General features: G+C 47.3%; 15 protein-coding genes. 11 read left to right on the forward strand and 4 right to left on the reverse strand.

Annotated elements, in window-relative coordinates; genetic code table 11:
* Positions 1–28 precede the first annotated feature (28 nt).
* Positions 29–367 carry a P-II family nitrogen regulator gene (glnK, locus tag ASC49_RS12875; RefSeq protein ID WP_055463653.1) on the reverse strand — a complete coding sequence of 113 codons (339 nt, stop codon included), beginning with the start codon at positions 365–367 and terminating at the stop codon, positions 29–31.
* 134 nt (positions 368–501) lie between these two features.
* On the opposite strand from glnK, the gene ASC49_RS12880 reads away from it, so the two are divergent.
* Positions 502–876, forward strand: coding sequence for a hypothetical protein (locus ASC49_RS12880; RefSeq protein WP_055463654.1), 375 nt, complete (start codon positions 502–504; stop codon positions 874–876).
* A 27-nt stretch (positions 877–903) separates the two neighbouring features.
* Here the strand turns inward: ASC49_RS12880 and hemE are convergent, their stop codons facing one another.
* The 3 genes from hemE to ASC49_RS12895 form a co-directional block, all read right to left on the reverse strand.
* Positions 904–2,007 (reverse strand): uroporphyrinogen decarboxylase, encoded by a 1,104-nt coding sequence (gene hemE / locus ASC49_RS12885; protein WP_055463655.1) that lies wholly within the window; start codon positions 2,005–2,007, stop codon positions 904–906.
* 127 nt (positions 2,008–2,134) lie between these two features.
* Positions 2,135–2,887 carry a DUF2927 domain-containing protein gene (locus ASC49_RS12890; protein ID WP_245624715.1) on the reverse strand — a complete coding sequence of 251 codons (753 nt, stop codon included), beginning with the start codon at positions 2,885–2,887 and terminating at the stop codon, positions 2,135–2,137.
* Positions 2,888–2,933: 46 nt separating this feature from the next.
* On the reverse strand, positions 2,934–3,467 hold the full coding sequence (locus ASC49_RS12895) for an NUDIX hydrolase (protein ID WP_055463657.1): 534 nt from the start codon (positions 3,465–3,467) through the stop codon (positions 2,934–2,936).
* A 205-nt stretch (positions 3,468–3,672) separates the two neighbouring features.
* Here ASC49_RS12895 and astE point away from each other — a divergent pair, with 205 nt between their 5' ends.
* The 10 genes from astE to ASC49_RS12945 all read left to right on the forward strand — a co-directional run bounded on the left by astE (position 3,673) and on the right by ASC49_RS12945 (position 14,216).
* The gene (astE, locus tag ASC49_RS12900) at positions 3,673–4,680 is read left to right on the forward strand and encodes a succinylglutamate desuccinylase (protein WP_055463658.1); all 1,008 of its coding nucleotides are present in this window, start codon (positions 3,673–3,675) and stop codon (positions 4,678–4,680) included.
* A gap of 85 nt (positions 4,681–4,765) precedes the next feature.
* Positions 4,766–5,827, forward strand: a complete 1,062-nt coding sequence (locus ASC49_RS12905) for a zinc ABC transporter substrate-binding protein ZnuA (protein WP_055463659.1) — start codon at positions 4,766–4,768, stop codon at positions 5,825–5,827.
* 89 nt (positions 5,828–5,916) lie between these two features.
* Positions 5,917–6,894, forward strand: a complete 978-nt coding sequence (locus tag ASC49_RS12910; protein ID WP_055463769.1) for a KpsF/GutQ family sugar-phosphate isomerase — start codon at positions 5,917–5,919, stop codon at positions 6,892–6,894.
* Between the two features lie 22 nt (positions 6,895–6,916).
* Positions 6,917–7,774: a 3-deoxy-8-phosphooctulonate synthase gene (gene kdsA / locus ASC49_RS12915; RefSeq protein WP_055463660.1), complete on the forward strand. Its 858-nt coding sequence runs from the start codon at positions 6,917–6,919 to the stop codon at positions 7,772–7,774.
* Positions 7,774–8,367: a KdsC family phosphatase gene (locus ASC49_RS12920; protein ID WP_055463661.1), complete on the forward strand. Its 594-nt coding sequence runs from the start codon at positions 7,774–7,776 to the stop codon at positions 8,365–8,367. The genes kdsA and ASC49_RS12920 overlap by 1 nt, the downstream gene beginning before the upstream one ends.
* A complete protein-coding gene (gene kdsB, locus ASC49_RS12925; RefSeq protein WP_055463662.1) occupies positions 8,364–9,134 on the forward strand; it encodes a 3-deoxy-manno-octulosonate cytidylyltransferase in 771 nt (256 codons plus the stop codon). Before ASC49_RS12920 ends, kdsB begins: the two co-directional genes overlap by 4 nt.
* Before the next feature lie 13 nt (positions 9,135–9,147).
* Complete coding sequence (locus tag ASC49_RS12930; protein ID WP_141656849.1) at positions 9,148–9,906, forward strand: type II secretion system protein N; 759 nt, start codon at positions 9,148–9,150, stop codon at positions 9,904–9,906.
* 104 nt (positions 9,907–10,010) lie between these two features.
* Positions 10,011–10,826, forward strand: coding sequence for a type II secretion system protein N (locus ASC49_RS12935; RefSeq protein WP_055463664.1), 816 nt, complete (start codon positions 10,011–10,013; stop codon positions 10,824–10,826).
* Positions 10,827–10,835: 9 nt separating this feature from the next.
* Entirely contained in the window at positions 10,836–12,725 is a 1,890-nt protein-coding gene (gene gspD / locus ASC49_RS12940; RefSeq protein ID WP_055463665.1) for a type II secretion system secretin GspD, read from the forward strand.
* Positions 12,726–12,911: 186 nt separating this feature from the next.
* Entirely contained in the window at positions 12,912–14,216 is a 1,305-nt protein-coding gene (locus ASC49_RS12945; protein ID WP_055463666.1) for a conjugal transfer protein TraF, read from the forward strand.
* Positions 14,217–14,240: the final 24 nt, after the last annotated feature.

Raw genomic sequence — 14,240 nt, forward strand, 5'->3', positions numbered from 1 at the left:
TTTATCAGGTAAAGCAATGGCAAGACGATTAGATCGCGTCAGCGCCTGTCTCACCTGTACGGATACGGATTACTTGCTCTAGTGCTGTCACAAAGATTTTGCCGTCACCGATTTTACCCGTGTTCGCGCTCTTCTGAATGGCTTCGATGGCTACGTCTACTTGGTCATCATCGATCGCAAGTTCCAGTTTTACTTTCGGTAGAAAGTCCACTACGTATTCTGCGCCGCGGTATAGTTCGGTATGACCGCGCTGACGACCAAAGCCTTTTACTTCTGTAACAGTGATGCCGTTAATACCGATTTCAGACAAGGCTTCACGCACTTCATCTAATTTAAAAGGTTTAACTATGGCTGTTACTAATTTCATAGATTCTCTCCATTTAAGGCATTGTTTGCCTATAAATTACCATTCAAATGCGGGGCTCGCTACTAATTGCATGAAAATGTTCTACAGTTAATGCCGAACTTGAATAACCGCTGTGAGTAACGGAGGAGATAGACATGGATCAAAGAGCCTTGATGATGTTTGAAAAGGGCATGGATAAGTTCGTAAAGAGCCTAAAAAAGAGCCTACAGAAGCATGAACACGTAAGCGTCTCTCATCAGTCTATGCCGCAATGCTTGGAGAGCTTAAAAGTCACTGATGAAGAGGATAATGAGCATGTGTTACGTCTGGTGGTTGTCGGATGCACTGAGAAGACGTTGTTAGCGCGCTTATCTTGGCTAGATAAAATGGGCAAGGATCACGTATGTTGCTATCTCAATACGAAGTTTGAAGCGGTAAAGCGCAAGCACAATGGCTTGTGGGTCAAAGATAAGCACGAGCCAGCAGATATGTGTTTAAGAGTGTGGACCTGCCTTCATTCACCTATTTAGATCAATCAAGGCAGGTGCTGAATGAGATTACTCGACGTTGTTAAGTGCGTCTAAATCATCATATTGGGTTTCGTGATAAGGGCTGCTCAGTTCATGTACTGCATCGATGAGGTATTTTGGACGTTCAGGATCCACGAACTGGTGAATACCGTGACCGAGGTTAAAGACATGCCCTGAACCTTTGCCAAAGCCTTCTAATACCGCAGCAACTTCTCGCTCAATTACTTCTTTATCAGCATACAATACGCATGGGTCAAGGTTGCCTTGAAGTGCCACTTTGTCGCCTACGCGAGCGCGGGCTTCGGCCATATCCGTGGTCCAATCTAGGCCCAAAGCATCAGGACCAGTGGCCGCCATATTCTCGAGCCATTGCCCACCGTTCTTAGTAAACATGATGACAGGGATCTTACGACCTTCGTGTTCACGGATCAGACCGTCCATAATTTGGCGCATGTACATCAAGGAGAACTGTTGGTACATAGGACCGCTGAGTACGCCACCCCAAGTATCAAAAATTTGTACCGCCTGAGCACCCGCTTTGATCTGGCCGTTTAGGTAATCTGTCACAGAGATCGCCAGTTTGTTTAGTAGTGCGTGTAGCACTTCTGGCTGTGAGTACATCATGCCTTTGATGTGGCGGAAGTCTTTGCTCGAACCGCCTTCCACCATATAAGTTGCCAGCGTCCAAGGACTGCCCGAGAAACCAATCAGTGGCACACGACCGTTTAGCGCATGACGAATGGTGGTGACCGCTTTCATGACGTAATCAAGATCAGAGGCTTTCGCGATTGGTAGTGCATCAACGTCGGCAGCAGTACGAATCACATGCTTGAATTTCGGACCTTCGCCAGTCTCAAAATACAGCCCAAGACCCATGGCATCAGGTACGGTCAAGATATCTGAAAATAATATTGCCGCGTCTAGATCGTAGCGCTCAAGTGGTTGTAGCGTGACTTCGCAGGCAAACGCATCGTTTTTACATAGACTCAAAAAGTCCCCTGCAGTAGCACGGCTTTGGCGGTACTCTGGCAGGTAGCGGCCAGCTTGGCGCATCATCCATACCGGTGTTGTATCAACAGGCTCTTTAAGCAACGCGCGCAGAAAACGGTCGTTCTTGAGTTCTGGAAACATTCAATTTCTCCGATGAGTTTTCAAGTTGTTCGGCATTTTACCTAACTTGAACAAAAAAAAAGATGCAATAACCAGAATTTATGACTCTGGTTAAGAAAATGGCATTAAAACAGGAAGAAAAACTAGGCTAATCCCCTATGTGACTCTTAAGACTACCTACTTGCACCAGCTTGGCGGCGTCATCAATGATGCCCAAATAATAGAGGTCATTGATCACGGTAGGTAACAGTCGATCAACCTGCTCTGCACTCATACCTGCTTTTAGACGCGGTGAATAAAGTATTTTGAGTAAAATGTAATCTAGTGGTGATAGATAAATATCAGAGCTGACATCATTAAAGATGGAAGGGTAGACATTGTCCGAGTCATTGGGTAGTCCAAGCAACTGAGTGATCTCTTCGATAATGCAGTCAAGAAAACGAGCATTTTGGCGAGCATAATCGACTGGGATAATGATGACACCACGTTCAATAGCACCCCGTGAGTTAACGCCAAAGTTACCTAGACAAATGGCCTCGTCGAGAGCGACGCGAATGGATTCAGGGTCACCGATATAGCGTGCGACTTTCTCTTCAACTTGGTCCAATGTTGTAAACGAGGCAATGATATTGGCTCGCCTAATATCAGAAGTGAAGTCAATCGGCACCCCCGTAATCCTAGTTAAATGCCGAGTATGAATACGCAGTAGCTGCTCTTGTAAACTGGAATCTCCAGCCTCACTTTCAATGTACACAATAATTGGCTTTTCCCAGCGTACTAAACGAGGTGTTTGTGAAGGGTTGTATTCCCGCTGCAAGGCAATGGTGAGAAAACTATCATGGATGTAGTTCTCTTCTTGCCAGTGAGCATAGCCTTGAGCGTAAGCGCTGCTCGTCAACATGCTAAATAGCCATAGCATGAGAGCAGCAAACTTACCTGTAAGGCGATTAGGGCACATTGTTATAGACCTTAAGTTGGTTATTAACGTAGTGCAGTAGAGCATCAAACGAATCTGGCGTAAAAGGCAGCTGGTCAGGGTTATCCAAAATCTCTTGAACTGTCATTTCTCGAACTTCTGCGACTTCTTTCGCCTGTAGGGTCAGAGGCCCGTGTTGCACGGCATCATAATGACAAGTATAGACTTTGCCCCAGATTCTGAAGCCTTCACCTTCAGTGAAGAACATGCCTTCGATATTTAATGGCAAAATTAAGCCCAATTCTTCTTCAAGCTCACGTTGTGCACACAGGTCGTAGCTTTCACCTTTCGCCACTACGCCACCAGTGGTGACGCCATAGTAACCCGGACAAAATGCCTTGGTATCGGTACGCTTCTGTAACAGCAGTGTATCTGGGCCAGTAAAGACTAGAATAAAGGTGACACGATGGATGTCGTCTTGAAAGTTCATTAGGCGGCGTGGAATATCGCCAATCACTTGGTTGCTGCGATTAACGAGGGTAATGATTTCATCAGTATCAGACATAACGTGTACTTATTTTGAGCAAAAAAAGAAGGGTAACGATTTCGCCTTAGATTGCAAAGGGTTAATGGCTCTAAGAGTGAGATTAGACAATTTTCGTAAATGCGACACATACTTAAGTCGTGAATAGAACACAGTTCTGGATGTTATTTTTAGTGCGGGCGTTTGGGCTACTATGGCGCAAGTTTTAGATTTTGTAGGAGTGAACATGTCGATTCCAAATCATGATTTTTTGCGTTACACCTTAGCGTACCCTGATAAGGTGAATGCCACTCAGTTTCCCTTGCCCGATGGTATTGCCTACTTAGAGGGGGTTGGCATATTGCGCTTAGAGCCCCATCATCCCGTGCAGCACAGCGTGGTGTTATCTGCGGGCATTCATGGTAATGAAACTGCGCCAATTGAGCTGCTTAATGGCTTGGTGCGACAGTTGCTCACTGGGGAACTAGCCTTGTCGGTGCGGGTGTTAATTATTCTAGGGCATCCTCAGGCCATGATTGCGGCAGAACGCTTTTGCGATGTGAATCTGAATCGTTTGTTTTGTGGGGCTTGGCAACGTTACGACGGACTTGAGGTGGGTCGTGCACAAGAACTAGAGCAGGCGGTGGCTAAATTTTTTGGGCAGCATGAGCAGGGTGAAAAGTTGCACTACGATTTGCACACTGCGATTCGTGGTTCCCAATATGAAAAATTTGCTGTGCACCCCTTTTCGGATGGTAAGGCTTACCAGCATTCGCAATTTGCATTCTACGATGCGATTGGTTTGGAGGCGGTATTGTTATCTCATCAACCGACGACGACCTTTTCTTACCATTCTTACGCCAAGCATGGCGCTCAGGCGGCGACGATTGAATTGGGCCAAGTTAAGCCCTTTGGTGAAAATGACCTAACTAAGTTGGATTCTCTAAATGAGGCGCTTAAAGCATTGCTATCTGATGCAGCACTCACACAAGGGCAAGCTCGAAACGTGCACTTATTTGAAGTGATTGATGTGCTGACCAAAGATGCTGAAGACTATCGGCTAAACATTGCTTCTGATGAAAAGAACTTTACGGGCTATACACAAGGCTTCGAGTTGGCCACTTCGAGTGCTAGTCGTTATCTGGTCAAGCAAGAGGGCGATGCTTTAGTGTTCCCCAATACTAAACTTCCTATTGGGCAGCGCTCTGGCTTAGTTGTAAGAGCTCGAAGTTGGCAAACATTTAAGACAATTTGAGAGTTTGCGACATGGGGGATTGAGAAGCCCCGTTTAAGTTGTTATTGTTATGTTATAACATCTTTGGTTGACTGGATTCTATCTCATGTTGAAGTACGCATTACCTGCCTCTCTATTATTGTCTGTTTCTGCTTTCGCACAAACTCATGTTGTGACCTCGATTAAACCTGTCTCTATGGTGGTGTCTGCCATCGGTGGAGATCAAGTTAAGATTGAGCAATTGGTGAATAACCAAGCCTCGCCGCATGACTTTGCCATGCGTCCATCTGACCTGCGTAAATTGGATCAGGCGGATTTAGTCGTTTGGGTAGGTGAGAACCTTGAAACGTTTCTTGAAAAGCCGTTAGCTAACCTATCGGGCAAAAAAGACATCGAATGGATGGCGCTAAGCGGCACTTATTTACGTCAATTTAGTGAGACGGCTGATGAGCACCATCACGATGAGCATGAAGAACATGGCGATCATGATGGCCACGATCATGACGAGCACCACGAAGAACATGGTGATCATGATGGCCACGATCATGACGAGCATCACGAAGAACATGGTGATCATGATGGCCACGATCATGACGAGCACCACGAAGAGCATGAAGGCCATGATGAGCACGGCCACGAAGGTCACCATCACACAGGAACTGACCCACATGTGTGGTTAGATCCGGTTAACGCAAAAGTGCTAGCCCATGAAGTGATGGAAAAACTCAGCGCATTAGACCCTGCTCATAAACAGGCGTTTTCTGATAACTACAATACTTTTGTGCGAATGCTAGACGTTGCGGATAAGAAGGTTCGGGCCGAGCTTGAGCCTGTAAAAGACGTCCCTTATTTTGTCTTCCATGAAGCTTATGGGTACTTTGAAAATCATTACAAGTTAAACAACAAAGGTGCGATTACGCTAAGCCCAGAGCGCAAGCCTGGGGCGAAAACGGTGGCGGACATTCGTACGCAAATTGAACAGCACAATGTTGCTTGCGTATTCAGTGAACCGCAGTTTAGCCCTGCGATCGTCGATACGCTGATCGAAGGTACAGAGGTGAAAACAGCTGTGTTGGATCCGCTAGGTGTATCGTTGAAACTGTCTAGTAACAGCTACCCTGCATTTCTTGAAGCGCTTGCGGGTCAATACGCTGCTTGCTTGAAATAAAACAAAATCGAACGCCTACCGAGCTTTGGTAGGCGTTCTGCTTTTGCCTCTGTATAATGGCGCCACTATTTATGAATTCGAGTTGGCCCATGAGCGAAAACCTGTCTACTTTGTCTTGTGATTCACAAACACTGATCACCAGCGCTAAAACCACTCTTGCAACTCAAGCTCAAGCCCTGATGGGGCTGGCTGAACGAGTTGATACGCAATTCTCTCAAGCCGTGACCATGATGTTGAACTGCCATGGTCGTGTCATCATCTGTGGTATGGGGAAGTCGGGGATTGTTGGCAAAAAGATTGCGGCGACCCTTGCGTCTACTGGTACACCGTCCTTTTTTATGCACCCAGGCGAGGCCTTTCACGGTGATTTGGGGATGGTACACAAAGACGATCTGCTGATTTTGATCAGCTACTCTGGTGAGACGGAAGAGGTGATTCGTTTGCTTCCATCACTACAAAGCTTTGGTAACCAATCGATTGCGATTGTCGGTAATCCAAACTCGACCCTAGCTCAGCATTGTGACTGTGTACTGGACATCGCCATTGATCGTGAAGTGTGCCCGAACAATTTGGCACCAACGACTTCTACGACCATGACGATTGCCATGGGCGATGCCTTGGCGGTGGCCTTGATGCAATGCCGTGATTTCCAACCACAAGACTTTGCGCGCTTTCATCCAGGAGGCAGCTTAGGCCGTAAGTTGTTAACCCGTGTGCGTGATCTAATGCACAAAGACAACTTGCCGTTTTGTACGCCTGCAACCTCGCTACAAGAAGCGATCGCGGTGATGACCCAAGGTCGTCGCGGGGTGGTGCTGATCAAGGACGGCGAGCGCCTAGCGGGTATTTTTACCGATGGTGATTTACGTCGTGCCATGCTCAAAGACGCGGCGGGTATGCTCGCTAAAACCATGGCTGAATTAATGACGCCCAATCCGAAAACCATTTCTCAAGATACTATGATTGTCGAAGCAGAAGAGCGTATGCTGCGCGACAAAATCACCTTATTAGTAGCCGTTGACGACGATAAAAACGTAGTTGGCTTGCTAGAAATTTACGACCGTTAAGATTGATAGGACAGACACGATTATGTCAGAAAGCAGCAAAATCATCCGTATTGGTAATTCGATTGAGGTGGCCAACCACCTGCCGTTTGTCTTATTCAGCGGTGTGAACGTATTGGAGTCTCGTGATCTAGCGATGAAAGTCGCAGAAGATCACGTGAAGATTACGGAGAAGCTTGGTATTCCTTATGTCTTCAAGGGCTCATTTGATAAAGCGAACCGCTCATCGATCAATTCTTTCCGTGGTCCTGGTTTAGAAGAAGGTCTCAAGATTCTTCAGGAAATCAAAGACACCTTTGGTATCCCAGTGATCACCGATGTGCACGAAAACGATCAATGCGCACCGGTGGCAGAAGTGGCGGATGTGATCCAGTTGCCAGCGTTCTTGTCACGCCAAACAGATCTTGTGGTGGCCATGGCGAAAACGGGCGCGGTGATTAACATCAAGAAAGCTCAGTTCTTAGCACCCCACGAAATGAAACACATTCTGACGAAATGTGAAGAAGCTGGTAATAGCAACTTAATGCTGTGTGAGCGCGGCAGCATGTTTGGTTACAACAACTTAGTGGTGGACATGTTGGGCTTTGGGGAAATGAAGAAATTTGACTACCCAGTGATGTTTGACGTGACGCACTCACTACAACGTCCTGGTGGTCGTTCTGATTCTGCGGATGGCCGTCGTGCACAGGTTACAGAGCTTGCTCGTGCAGGGATGTCGTTGGGGCTTTCTAGTATGTTCCTAGAAACCCACCCAGATCCAAATAATGCTAAATGTGACGGCCCATGTGCTTTGCCATTAGATAAGCTTGAGCCATTCCTGAAGCAAATCAAGCAGCTGGATGAGCTGGTTAAAACGTTTGAAACATTGGATACGAGTGCCTAATGGACGTTGCTTTTTTAGAGCATTACCAAGAGCTGGTGAACGGTAATCTTCTGATGAAGAAGTTGCCGTTTTTGAAGTTGGTGATTTTTGATGTGGACGGTGTCCTAACCGATGGTGGCCTTTACTATGGTGCTGACGGCGAAGCGGTGAAACGTTTTAGCGTCAAAGACGGTGTGGCGCTGAAACTGCTACCAAAATGGGGCGTGGATGTGGCAGTGATTACCGCCAAAGATTCGGCGCCTTTGCATAAGCGTATGGACGATCTTGGTATCAAGCACTTCTATTATGGCTGTCATGATAAAGCGGCGGCGTTTGATGAGTTGATGCAAACGCTTAAACTTGAGCCTGAGCAAGTGGCATACGTTGGCGATGATGTGATTGATCTACAAGTGATGCCAAAAGTAGGCATTTCCTTATGTCCAGCTGACGCTCATACTCTGCTACTGCGTCACTGTGACATCATTTTGAAACGGTCCGCTGGGCAAGGTGTGGCTCGTGAAGTGGCCGATCTTGTGTTGGCAACACGTATGTCATTAGAAAGCGCTTATGAGTTAGCAAAGCGTCCAGAATTTGAGAAGAAAGATTCGTTATGAGTAACTTACCTGCGTTTCATATCGTCATTCCGGCGCGTTTCGCGTCCCAGCGCTTTCCGCAGAAAATGCTGGCAAATCTTGCTGGCAAACCGGTTGTGCAATGGGTTTATGAACTGGCGCTTAAAGCGGGGGCTGAGTCGGTGACGATTGCGACCGACCATGAAGATATTTTCAAAGCTGCTGAAGGCTTCGGTGCTGACGTGGTGATGACTCGTACCGACCATGAAAATGGCACTGAGCGCCTGGCAGAAGTGGCGACTATTAAAGGTTGGTCAGGCGATGAAATCGTCGTCAATGTGCAGGGTGATGAGCCATTGTTACCTATTGGTTTGATTCATAACGCCGTTCAAGCCCTCTCGGATGACAAAGAGTCGGAAATGGCCACGGTCGCGTGTCCGATTCATCGCGAGGAAGACATCTTTAACCCAAGTGTGGTCAAAGTGGTGTGTGATGCCAAAGGTCGTGCTTTGTACTTTAGTCGTGCCACCATGCCTTGGGATCGTGATGGATTTGCTCAATCGCCGCAGCAAATTGCAGAAGATTACCCAGCCCTACGTCACGTGGGTTTGTACGTTTACCGCGTGTCTTTGTTAGGTCGCTATGCGCAAATGCCCATGTCGCCACTTGAAAAGTGGGAGAAGCTAGAGCAGCTGCGTTTCCTTCATCAAGGTATTAAGGTCCAAGTGGCGCTTACTAAAGAGTTACCGCCACACGGCGTTGATACGCCAGAAGACCTTGAAGCTCTGACGAAAAAACTGATGGTTTAGCGGGTGATTTAGCATGGGCCGCAAGACCTACGCCGTATGTGTGATTTGGTTTATCTTGGTTGTCACATGCATTGTAGGAGCCTATGTGCCTCTGCACTATTGGTCAGCACAACTGCGCAGTCTGATGCCACAACAGGTTGCGTTGATGCGCGTGTCTGGCCACTGGTGGGCAGGGCAGGCACAACTGTCTGTGACGGGACTTTCTCAACCGTTGCAGTTATCTTGGTCGATGAAATCCTTGTTTGCGCCGATTGATTGGTATCTTAATCATCCTCAGATACTTGGTTATGGACAGGTCCAGCCGTCTTTCAGTACGGTATCTTTTTGGGTTAAGGGGCTAAGCCTCGATGCCGATCTACTCAATCCGTTGCTTACGCAGCAGGGCGTATACGTCACCGGATCTCCCCTTGAGGTCAGCGCTTGGTACAGTGTTTATGATATCCAAGAAAAGCAATTTCAAGCATTTCAAGCCCGTGCGAATTGGTCGAAAGGCCACATTCGTTATCAGCTTGAAGGGCTCACTAACGAAGCGAATATCGTAGATTTGCAACTGCAAGGCTATCTGACTGATGAGTCACATCCTAGACAGCCAATATTGGTTTTACAATCCCAACAAGGCAGCCCTCTGCTGGAAATGAAGCTGTTGCCTCAGTGGCACCTTGAGCTAACGGTGATGCCTGAATTAATTGAAACAATAGGGTTACGTTGGCCGGGGAAAAAAGAATATCCCGCCTTTGTTATGATTCAGCCGTTGAGGGAAATGTGGCCTTAATCACTGCTTAAATGTTCAAATAGATGCGATCTTCTTGCAATGTTTTATCGGTTTGTTGAAGATAGCCGTTTAGATTTTCGATATCTACTGATTAGGTTACGTTTGTGCATTGGAAAGCTGCTGAAAAAGTTGCGTTATGGCTGACGACATTTGGGGCGCTGACAGTGCTGGCTGTCGCCGTTGGCAATATTGTCGCTCGAAGCTGGTTTTCGGCCACTCAGGTGTCAGTCCCGATAACGCTCACCTTGCCTAGTAACGATGCTGTCGCGATCGCCACTCCGAGCTCTGATCTATTTGGTGTGACGCCGATTAACGCTCTATCATTGCAGCCTACGACTTTGAAAATTCACTTGCTAGGGGTTCTACCCAATACCGTTCCCGAGTTCGGCATGGCGGTCATTCGCCCAGAAAATCAAATCGAACAGACCTATATAGTGGGGCAGAATCTTGCTCCAGGGGTGACATTGAAAGCGGTATTTAGCGACCATGTAGTGCTCGAGCGTAACGGAGTGATGGAAATCTTGTTCTTTAGTCAAACCAGTGGTTCAGCCAACCAATCCTTATTTGTCCCCAGTGCGCCTGCCGCTTCTAATCCAAACTCAAGCCCGTCGACAAGCACGGCGATTAAAGTGCCGCAGACTGTAGAGCAAATCGCAGCCGCCTTTCATCAACATCCGCTAGCAATGCTGCAACAAGCGGGCGTCGAGCAAAAGGGCAATTCCTATCGTTTAACGGCTGACAGTCGTCTTACTCAATTTGGTTTGCAACCGGGCGATCAATTAGTTTCCCTGAATGGTATGGATCTAGATGCGCTACAGGGGGATGACAAGCTGCAAGCCCAATTGCTGCAATCGGAGTCCATTCGAGCCGAAATAGAGCGAGGCGGACAACGTCTCATTATTCATTTTTCCATTAAGTAAGGATGCTCCATGTTGTCGTTGCGTAAATTCATGGTGAACGGTTTATGTGTGTTGGCTTTGAGTGCCACACCTTGCATGGCACAAACGTGGCAGGTGAATTTGCAACAGGCCGACATCGGCGTTTTTATCCAGCAAGTCGCTAAGATGACGGGCAAAAGTTTTATCGTGGACCCAAGGGTAAAAGGTAAGGTCAGTGTCATCTCCAATGAAGCGCTCAATGAAGAGGCCGTTTATCGCTTGCTGCTGTCTGTACTGACAGTGCATGGCTACGCAGCATTAGAGACGGCTGATGGGATAAAAGTTGTACCACAGAATATAGCCAAGCAAAGTGGTGTGGATTTTGATAGTCAAGGAATTGCCGCAGGCGGTTTGTTGGTGACTCGCATGATTCCAGTAAAGCAAGCGACCGCATCAGAATTGGTGCCGATCCTACGCCCTTTAATTCCCCAGTATGGACACCTTGCTGCAGTGGACAGTGTTAATGCACTGATTATCAGTGATCATGCGGACAACATTCGCGAATTAGAATCTCTGATTGCTCGCCTTGATAATTCAAGTGAAGGGGTGGTTCGTGTGCTACCGCTTGAGCATGCTTGGGCAAATGATGTGTTAGGGCTGATTACCGAGTTAACTGGTGCATCAGCAACGAGCAATGGTTCTGCGAATACGCAGCCAGTTATGACCACGAAAGTGATTGCTGACGATCGTACCAACCGTATGGTCATTAAGGGCAAACTTGAAGATGTACAAAAAGTTGAGGCGTTAATTAAACAACTGGATTCCCCCACCAAAGTGGCCAGTCGTTTGTCTGTATTACCGCTGCGTTATGCGGATGCGCCAAAAACTGCAGAGTTAATCGGTGGTTTATTGGGCTCGACAGTAGCAACCGATACTGCCTCTGCTAACAGTACTATTGTCAAAGCCGATGAAGATTTGAATGCATTAGTGGTGCGTGCAGATCCGAGTGTGCTGGTGGATATCCAATCGGTTTTAAAAGAGCTCGATGTGCCGCGCGCTCAAGTATTGGTTGAGGCCATCATAGCCGAAGTCAATATGGATGATGCTGAAGCCTTTGGCTTCCAGTGGTTATTTGGAGACACGTCCGACTCTACTGTGCCAGCAATGGGCACGAATTTTACCGCCGCAGGTAATAGCATTACGGAAATCGCCACGGGCATTGCCACAGGGCGTCCGACATTAAGTAACGGCTTAACCGCCGCAGGGATTCGTTTTAATAGCAATGGAGATCTAAATCTTGCGGGGATCTTGCAAGCGATAGAAAGCAACTCCAATGCCAACCTGTTATCGACGCCTAAGATCATGACCTTGGATAATCAAACCTCGAAGATCTTAGTGGGAGAAACACGACCCTTTCAAACCGGTGGCTATGCAGACAGTAGCAGTAACGCTTTTGTTACCACGACTCGGGAAGACATTGGCTTAACCCTTGAAGTGACGCCACATATTAATGCGGGTGATGAAGTACGAATGGAAGTGCTACAGATAGTAGAGGCTGCTTCTTCCGAGCCAAGCTCACTTGGCACCATCACCACGAAGCGTGAAATCTCCACCACGGTTATTGCTGGTAATCGCCGCACGATTGTATTGGGGGGGTTAATCGAGGATAACGTGGTGGAAGTACAGCAAAAGGTGCCTCTGTTAGGGGATATTCCAGTGATTGGGGCTCTGTTCCGAAGTACTTCGCAAGAAAACCAAAAGCGTAACCTGTTAGTGTTTATTCGTCCGACCATCCTGCGTTCGGCGCAAGACGTCGCGGCGGTTACTAGTGAAAAATTTAGTGGATTTAGAAGTATCGAAATTTCCCAAGCGTTCACCCTACAGCGACCGCAAGCACTAGAAGAGCGCTTTGATCGCCCTTATGCCGCTCCTACGAAATAACGCTCAATTTAAATGAGTAATAACGCTCATATAGTCGTGGGATTATGTGTAAGATTTTGTATCTTATTAATGTTAGATTTGTAAGGTTAGTGTAAAGTGAGCCGGTGTTTTTCGGTGTCACAGGGAAGTGGCAGCAAGATTAGTGTGTTACTTCCCCCATTTAACTTTTCAAAATTGAGGTTAGTAATGCAAAAAGCGCTTATTATTGCAGGAAGCTTAGCGTGTGGTGCAGCGGTCGCAGCACCTGTCTCTCAGCCATTCGGCTCAAGTTTTACTTTAGGATCCAGTGCCAATCCAGCGTCATTGATGACTGCCATGGGTAACCCTGCTGCTGCTTACTTTATGGTGAACAGTGAAGAGGGCGATAACTTCCGTACAGGTATTCTTGGCCCTATTGGTGTTGGCTACGAAGTGGGCGAAGTCGACTCCCTAGAAGACAAAATCGATGAGTTAGACGATCTGTTGGATCAAGAAGTGACGACCATCGGCCAAGCGTTAAATATCCAATCTCGTGCCAACGATTTGCTAGCTCAAATGGGCGAAGACGCTAATCTTAAAGTGATGGTGGGGGCGCCAGTGCCTGTGTTCCCAATTATCTACAAAACCGACAGTGGCAGTGCCTTTATGCTGGATCTATCGGTTTCAGCGGTGGCAAAAGGCCACTTCTTAGATGATGAGATCGACATCGTACAAGAGACGAATGGTGATTACCGTTTAGATACTAACTCTTCTTTGTACGCTAAAGCAGGTGCGGCGGTGACCTTTGGGCTAGGTTACTCAACCGATGTTTACAGCAGTGATGCGGGGACTCTGGTATTGGGTACTAAGCTGAATGCCCACAGTGTGACACTGGGCAAGGCGTTGCAGCATCTAGAATCATCTGATGATGATACGTCAGATGCGTTTTCTGATGCGTTCTCTGATCAGCAAGAAACGACCACTGACTTTGGTCTAGACTTAGGTGCTATTTGGGCGGCTGAGCATTACCAATTGGGCTTTCAAGCAACCAACCTGAATGAGCCAAGTTTCGAATACGGCAAGCTGCCAAGCAACTGTGCGACTGAGTCTCCGATTGACCAGCCGAGCTGTAATGCGGCTCTTGAATTCGCTCAAAAAGGCGAAATTGAGCTAAACGAAGAATACACCATGGAGCGTCAATTCACGGTTGAAGCATTAACATTCGTATTTGATCGTCAGTTGTCCCTAGCGGCAAGCTACGAGCTAAACGAAGTTGCGGACTTGGTGGGAGATGAATACCAGTGGGCGACTGTTTCTACAGTCTACTACAGCAGCAGTTCCTTTATTCCAGCGCTTCGCCTAGGTTACAAAAAGAACATGGCAGGTTCAGAATTGAGCTACGCGATGGTGGGCGCAACCCTATTCAAACGCCTAAATCTGGACTTGGCTTACGGCCTTGAAAGTGTAGAAATCGATGGTGATGAACAACCACGTAGTTTGTACGTCAGCGCGAGCATTGAAAGTGCATTCTAATAAGATCCTCTAAGTTTTTCATTG

Origin of the sequence: Marinomonas fungiae (assembly GCF_001418205.1) — a bacterium.
Classification (GTDB): domain Bacteria; phylum Pseudomonadota; class Gammaproteobacteria; order Pseudomonadales; family Marinomonadaceae; genus Marinomonas; species Marinomonas fungiae.

Excerpts from the sequence above, each read along its gene's own strand:
- glnK (WP_055463653.1), bottom strand. The coding sequence starts at position 367 with ATGAAATTAGTAACAGCCATAGTTAAACCTTTTAAATTAGATGAAGTG.
- ASC49_RS12880 (WP_055463654.1), top strand. The coding sequence starts at position 502 with ATGGATCAAAGAGCCTTGATGATGTTTGAAAAGGGCATGGATAAGTTC.
- hemE (WP_055463655.1), bottom strand. The coding sequence starts at position 2,007 with ATGTTTCCAGAACTCAAGAACGACCGTTTTCTGCGCGCGTTGCTTAAA.
- ASC49_RS12890 (WP_245624715.1), bottom strand. The coding sequence starts at position 2,887 with ATGTTGACGAGCAGCGCTTACGCTCAAGGCTATGCTCACTGGCAAGAA.
- ASC49_RS12895 (WP_055463657.1), bottom strand. The coding sequence starts at position 3,467 with ATGTCTGATACTGATGAAATCATTACCCTCGTTAATCGCAGCAACCAA.
- astE (WP_055463658.1), top strand. The coding sequence starts at position 3,673 with ATGTCGATTCCAAATCATGATTTTTTGCGTTACACCTTAGCGTACCCT.
- ASC49_RS12905 (WP_055463659.1), top strand. The coding sequence starts at position 4,766 with ATGTTGAAGTACGCATTACCTGCCTCTCTATTATTGTCTGTTTCTGCT.
- ASC49_RS12910 (WP_055463769.1), top strand. The coding sequence starts at position 5,917 with ATGAGCGAAAACCTGTCTACTTTGTCTTGTGATTCACAAACACTGATC.
- kdsA (WP_055463660.1), top strand. The coding sequence starts at position 6,917 with ATGTCAGAAAGCAGCAAAATCATCCGTATTGGTAATTCGATTGAGGTG.
- ASC49_RS12920 (WP_055463661.1), top strand. The coding sequence starts at position 7,774 with ATGGACGTTGCTTTTTTAGAGCATTACCAAGAGCTGGTGAACGGTAAT.
- kdsB (WP_055463662.1), top strand. The coding sequence starts at position 8,364 with ATGAGTAACTTACCTGCGTTTCATATCGTCATTCCGGCGCGTTTCGCG.
- ASC49_RS12930 (WP_141656849.1), top strand. The coding sequence starts at position 9,148 with ATGGGCCGCAAGACCTACGCCGTATGTGTGATTTGGTTTATCTTGGTT.
- gspD (WP_055463665.1), top strand. The coding sequence starts at position 10,836 with ATGTTGTCGTTGCGTAAATTCATGGTGAACGGTTTATGTGTGTTGGCT.
- ASC49_RS12945 (WP_055463666.1), top strand. The coding sequence starts at position 12,912 with ATGCAAAAAGCGCTTATTATTGCAGGAAGCTTAGCGTGTGGTGCAGCG.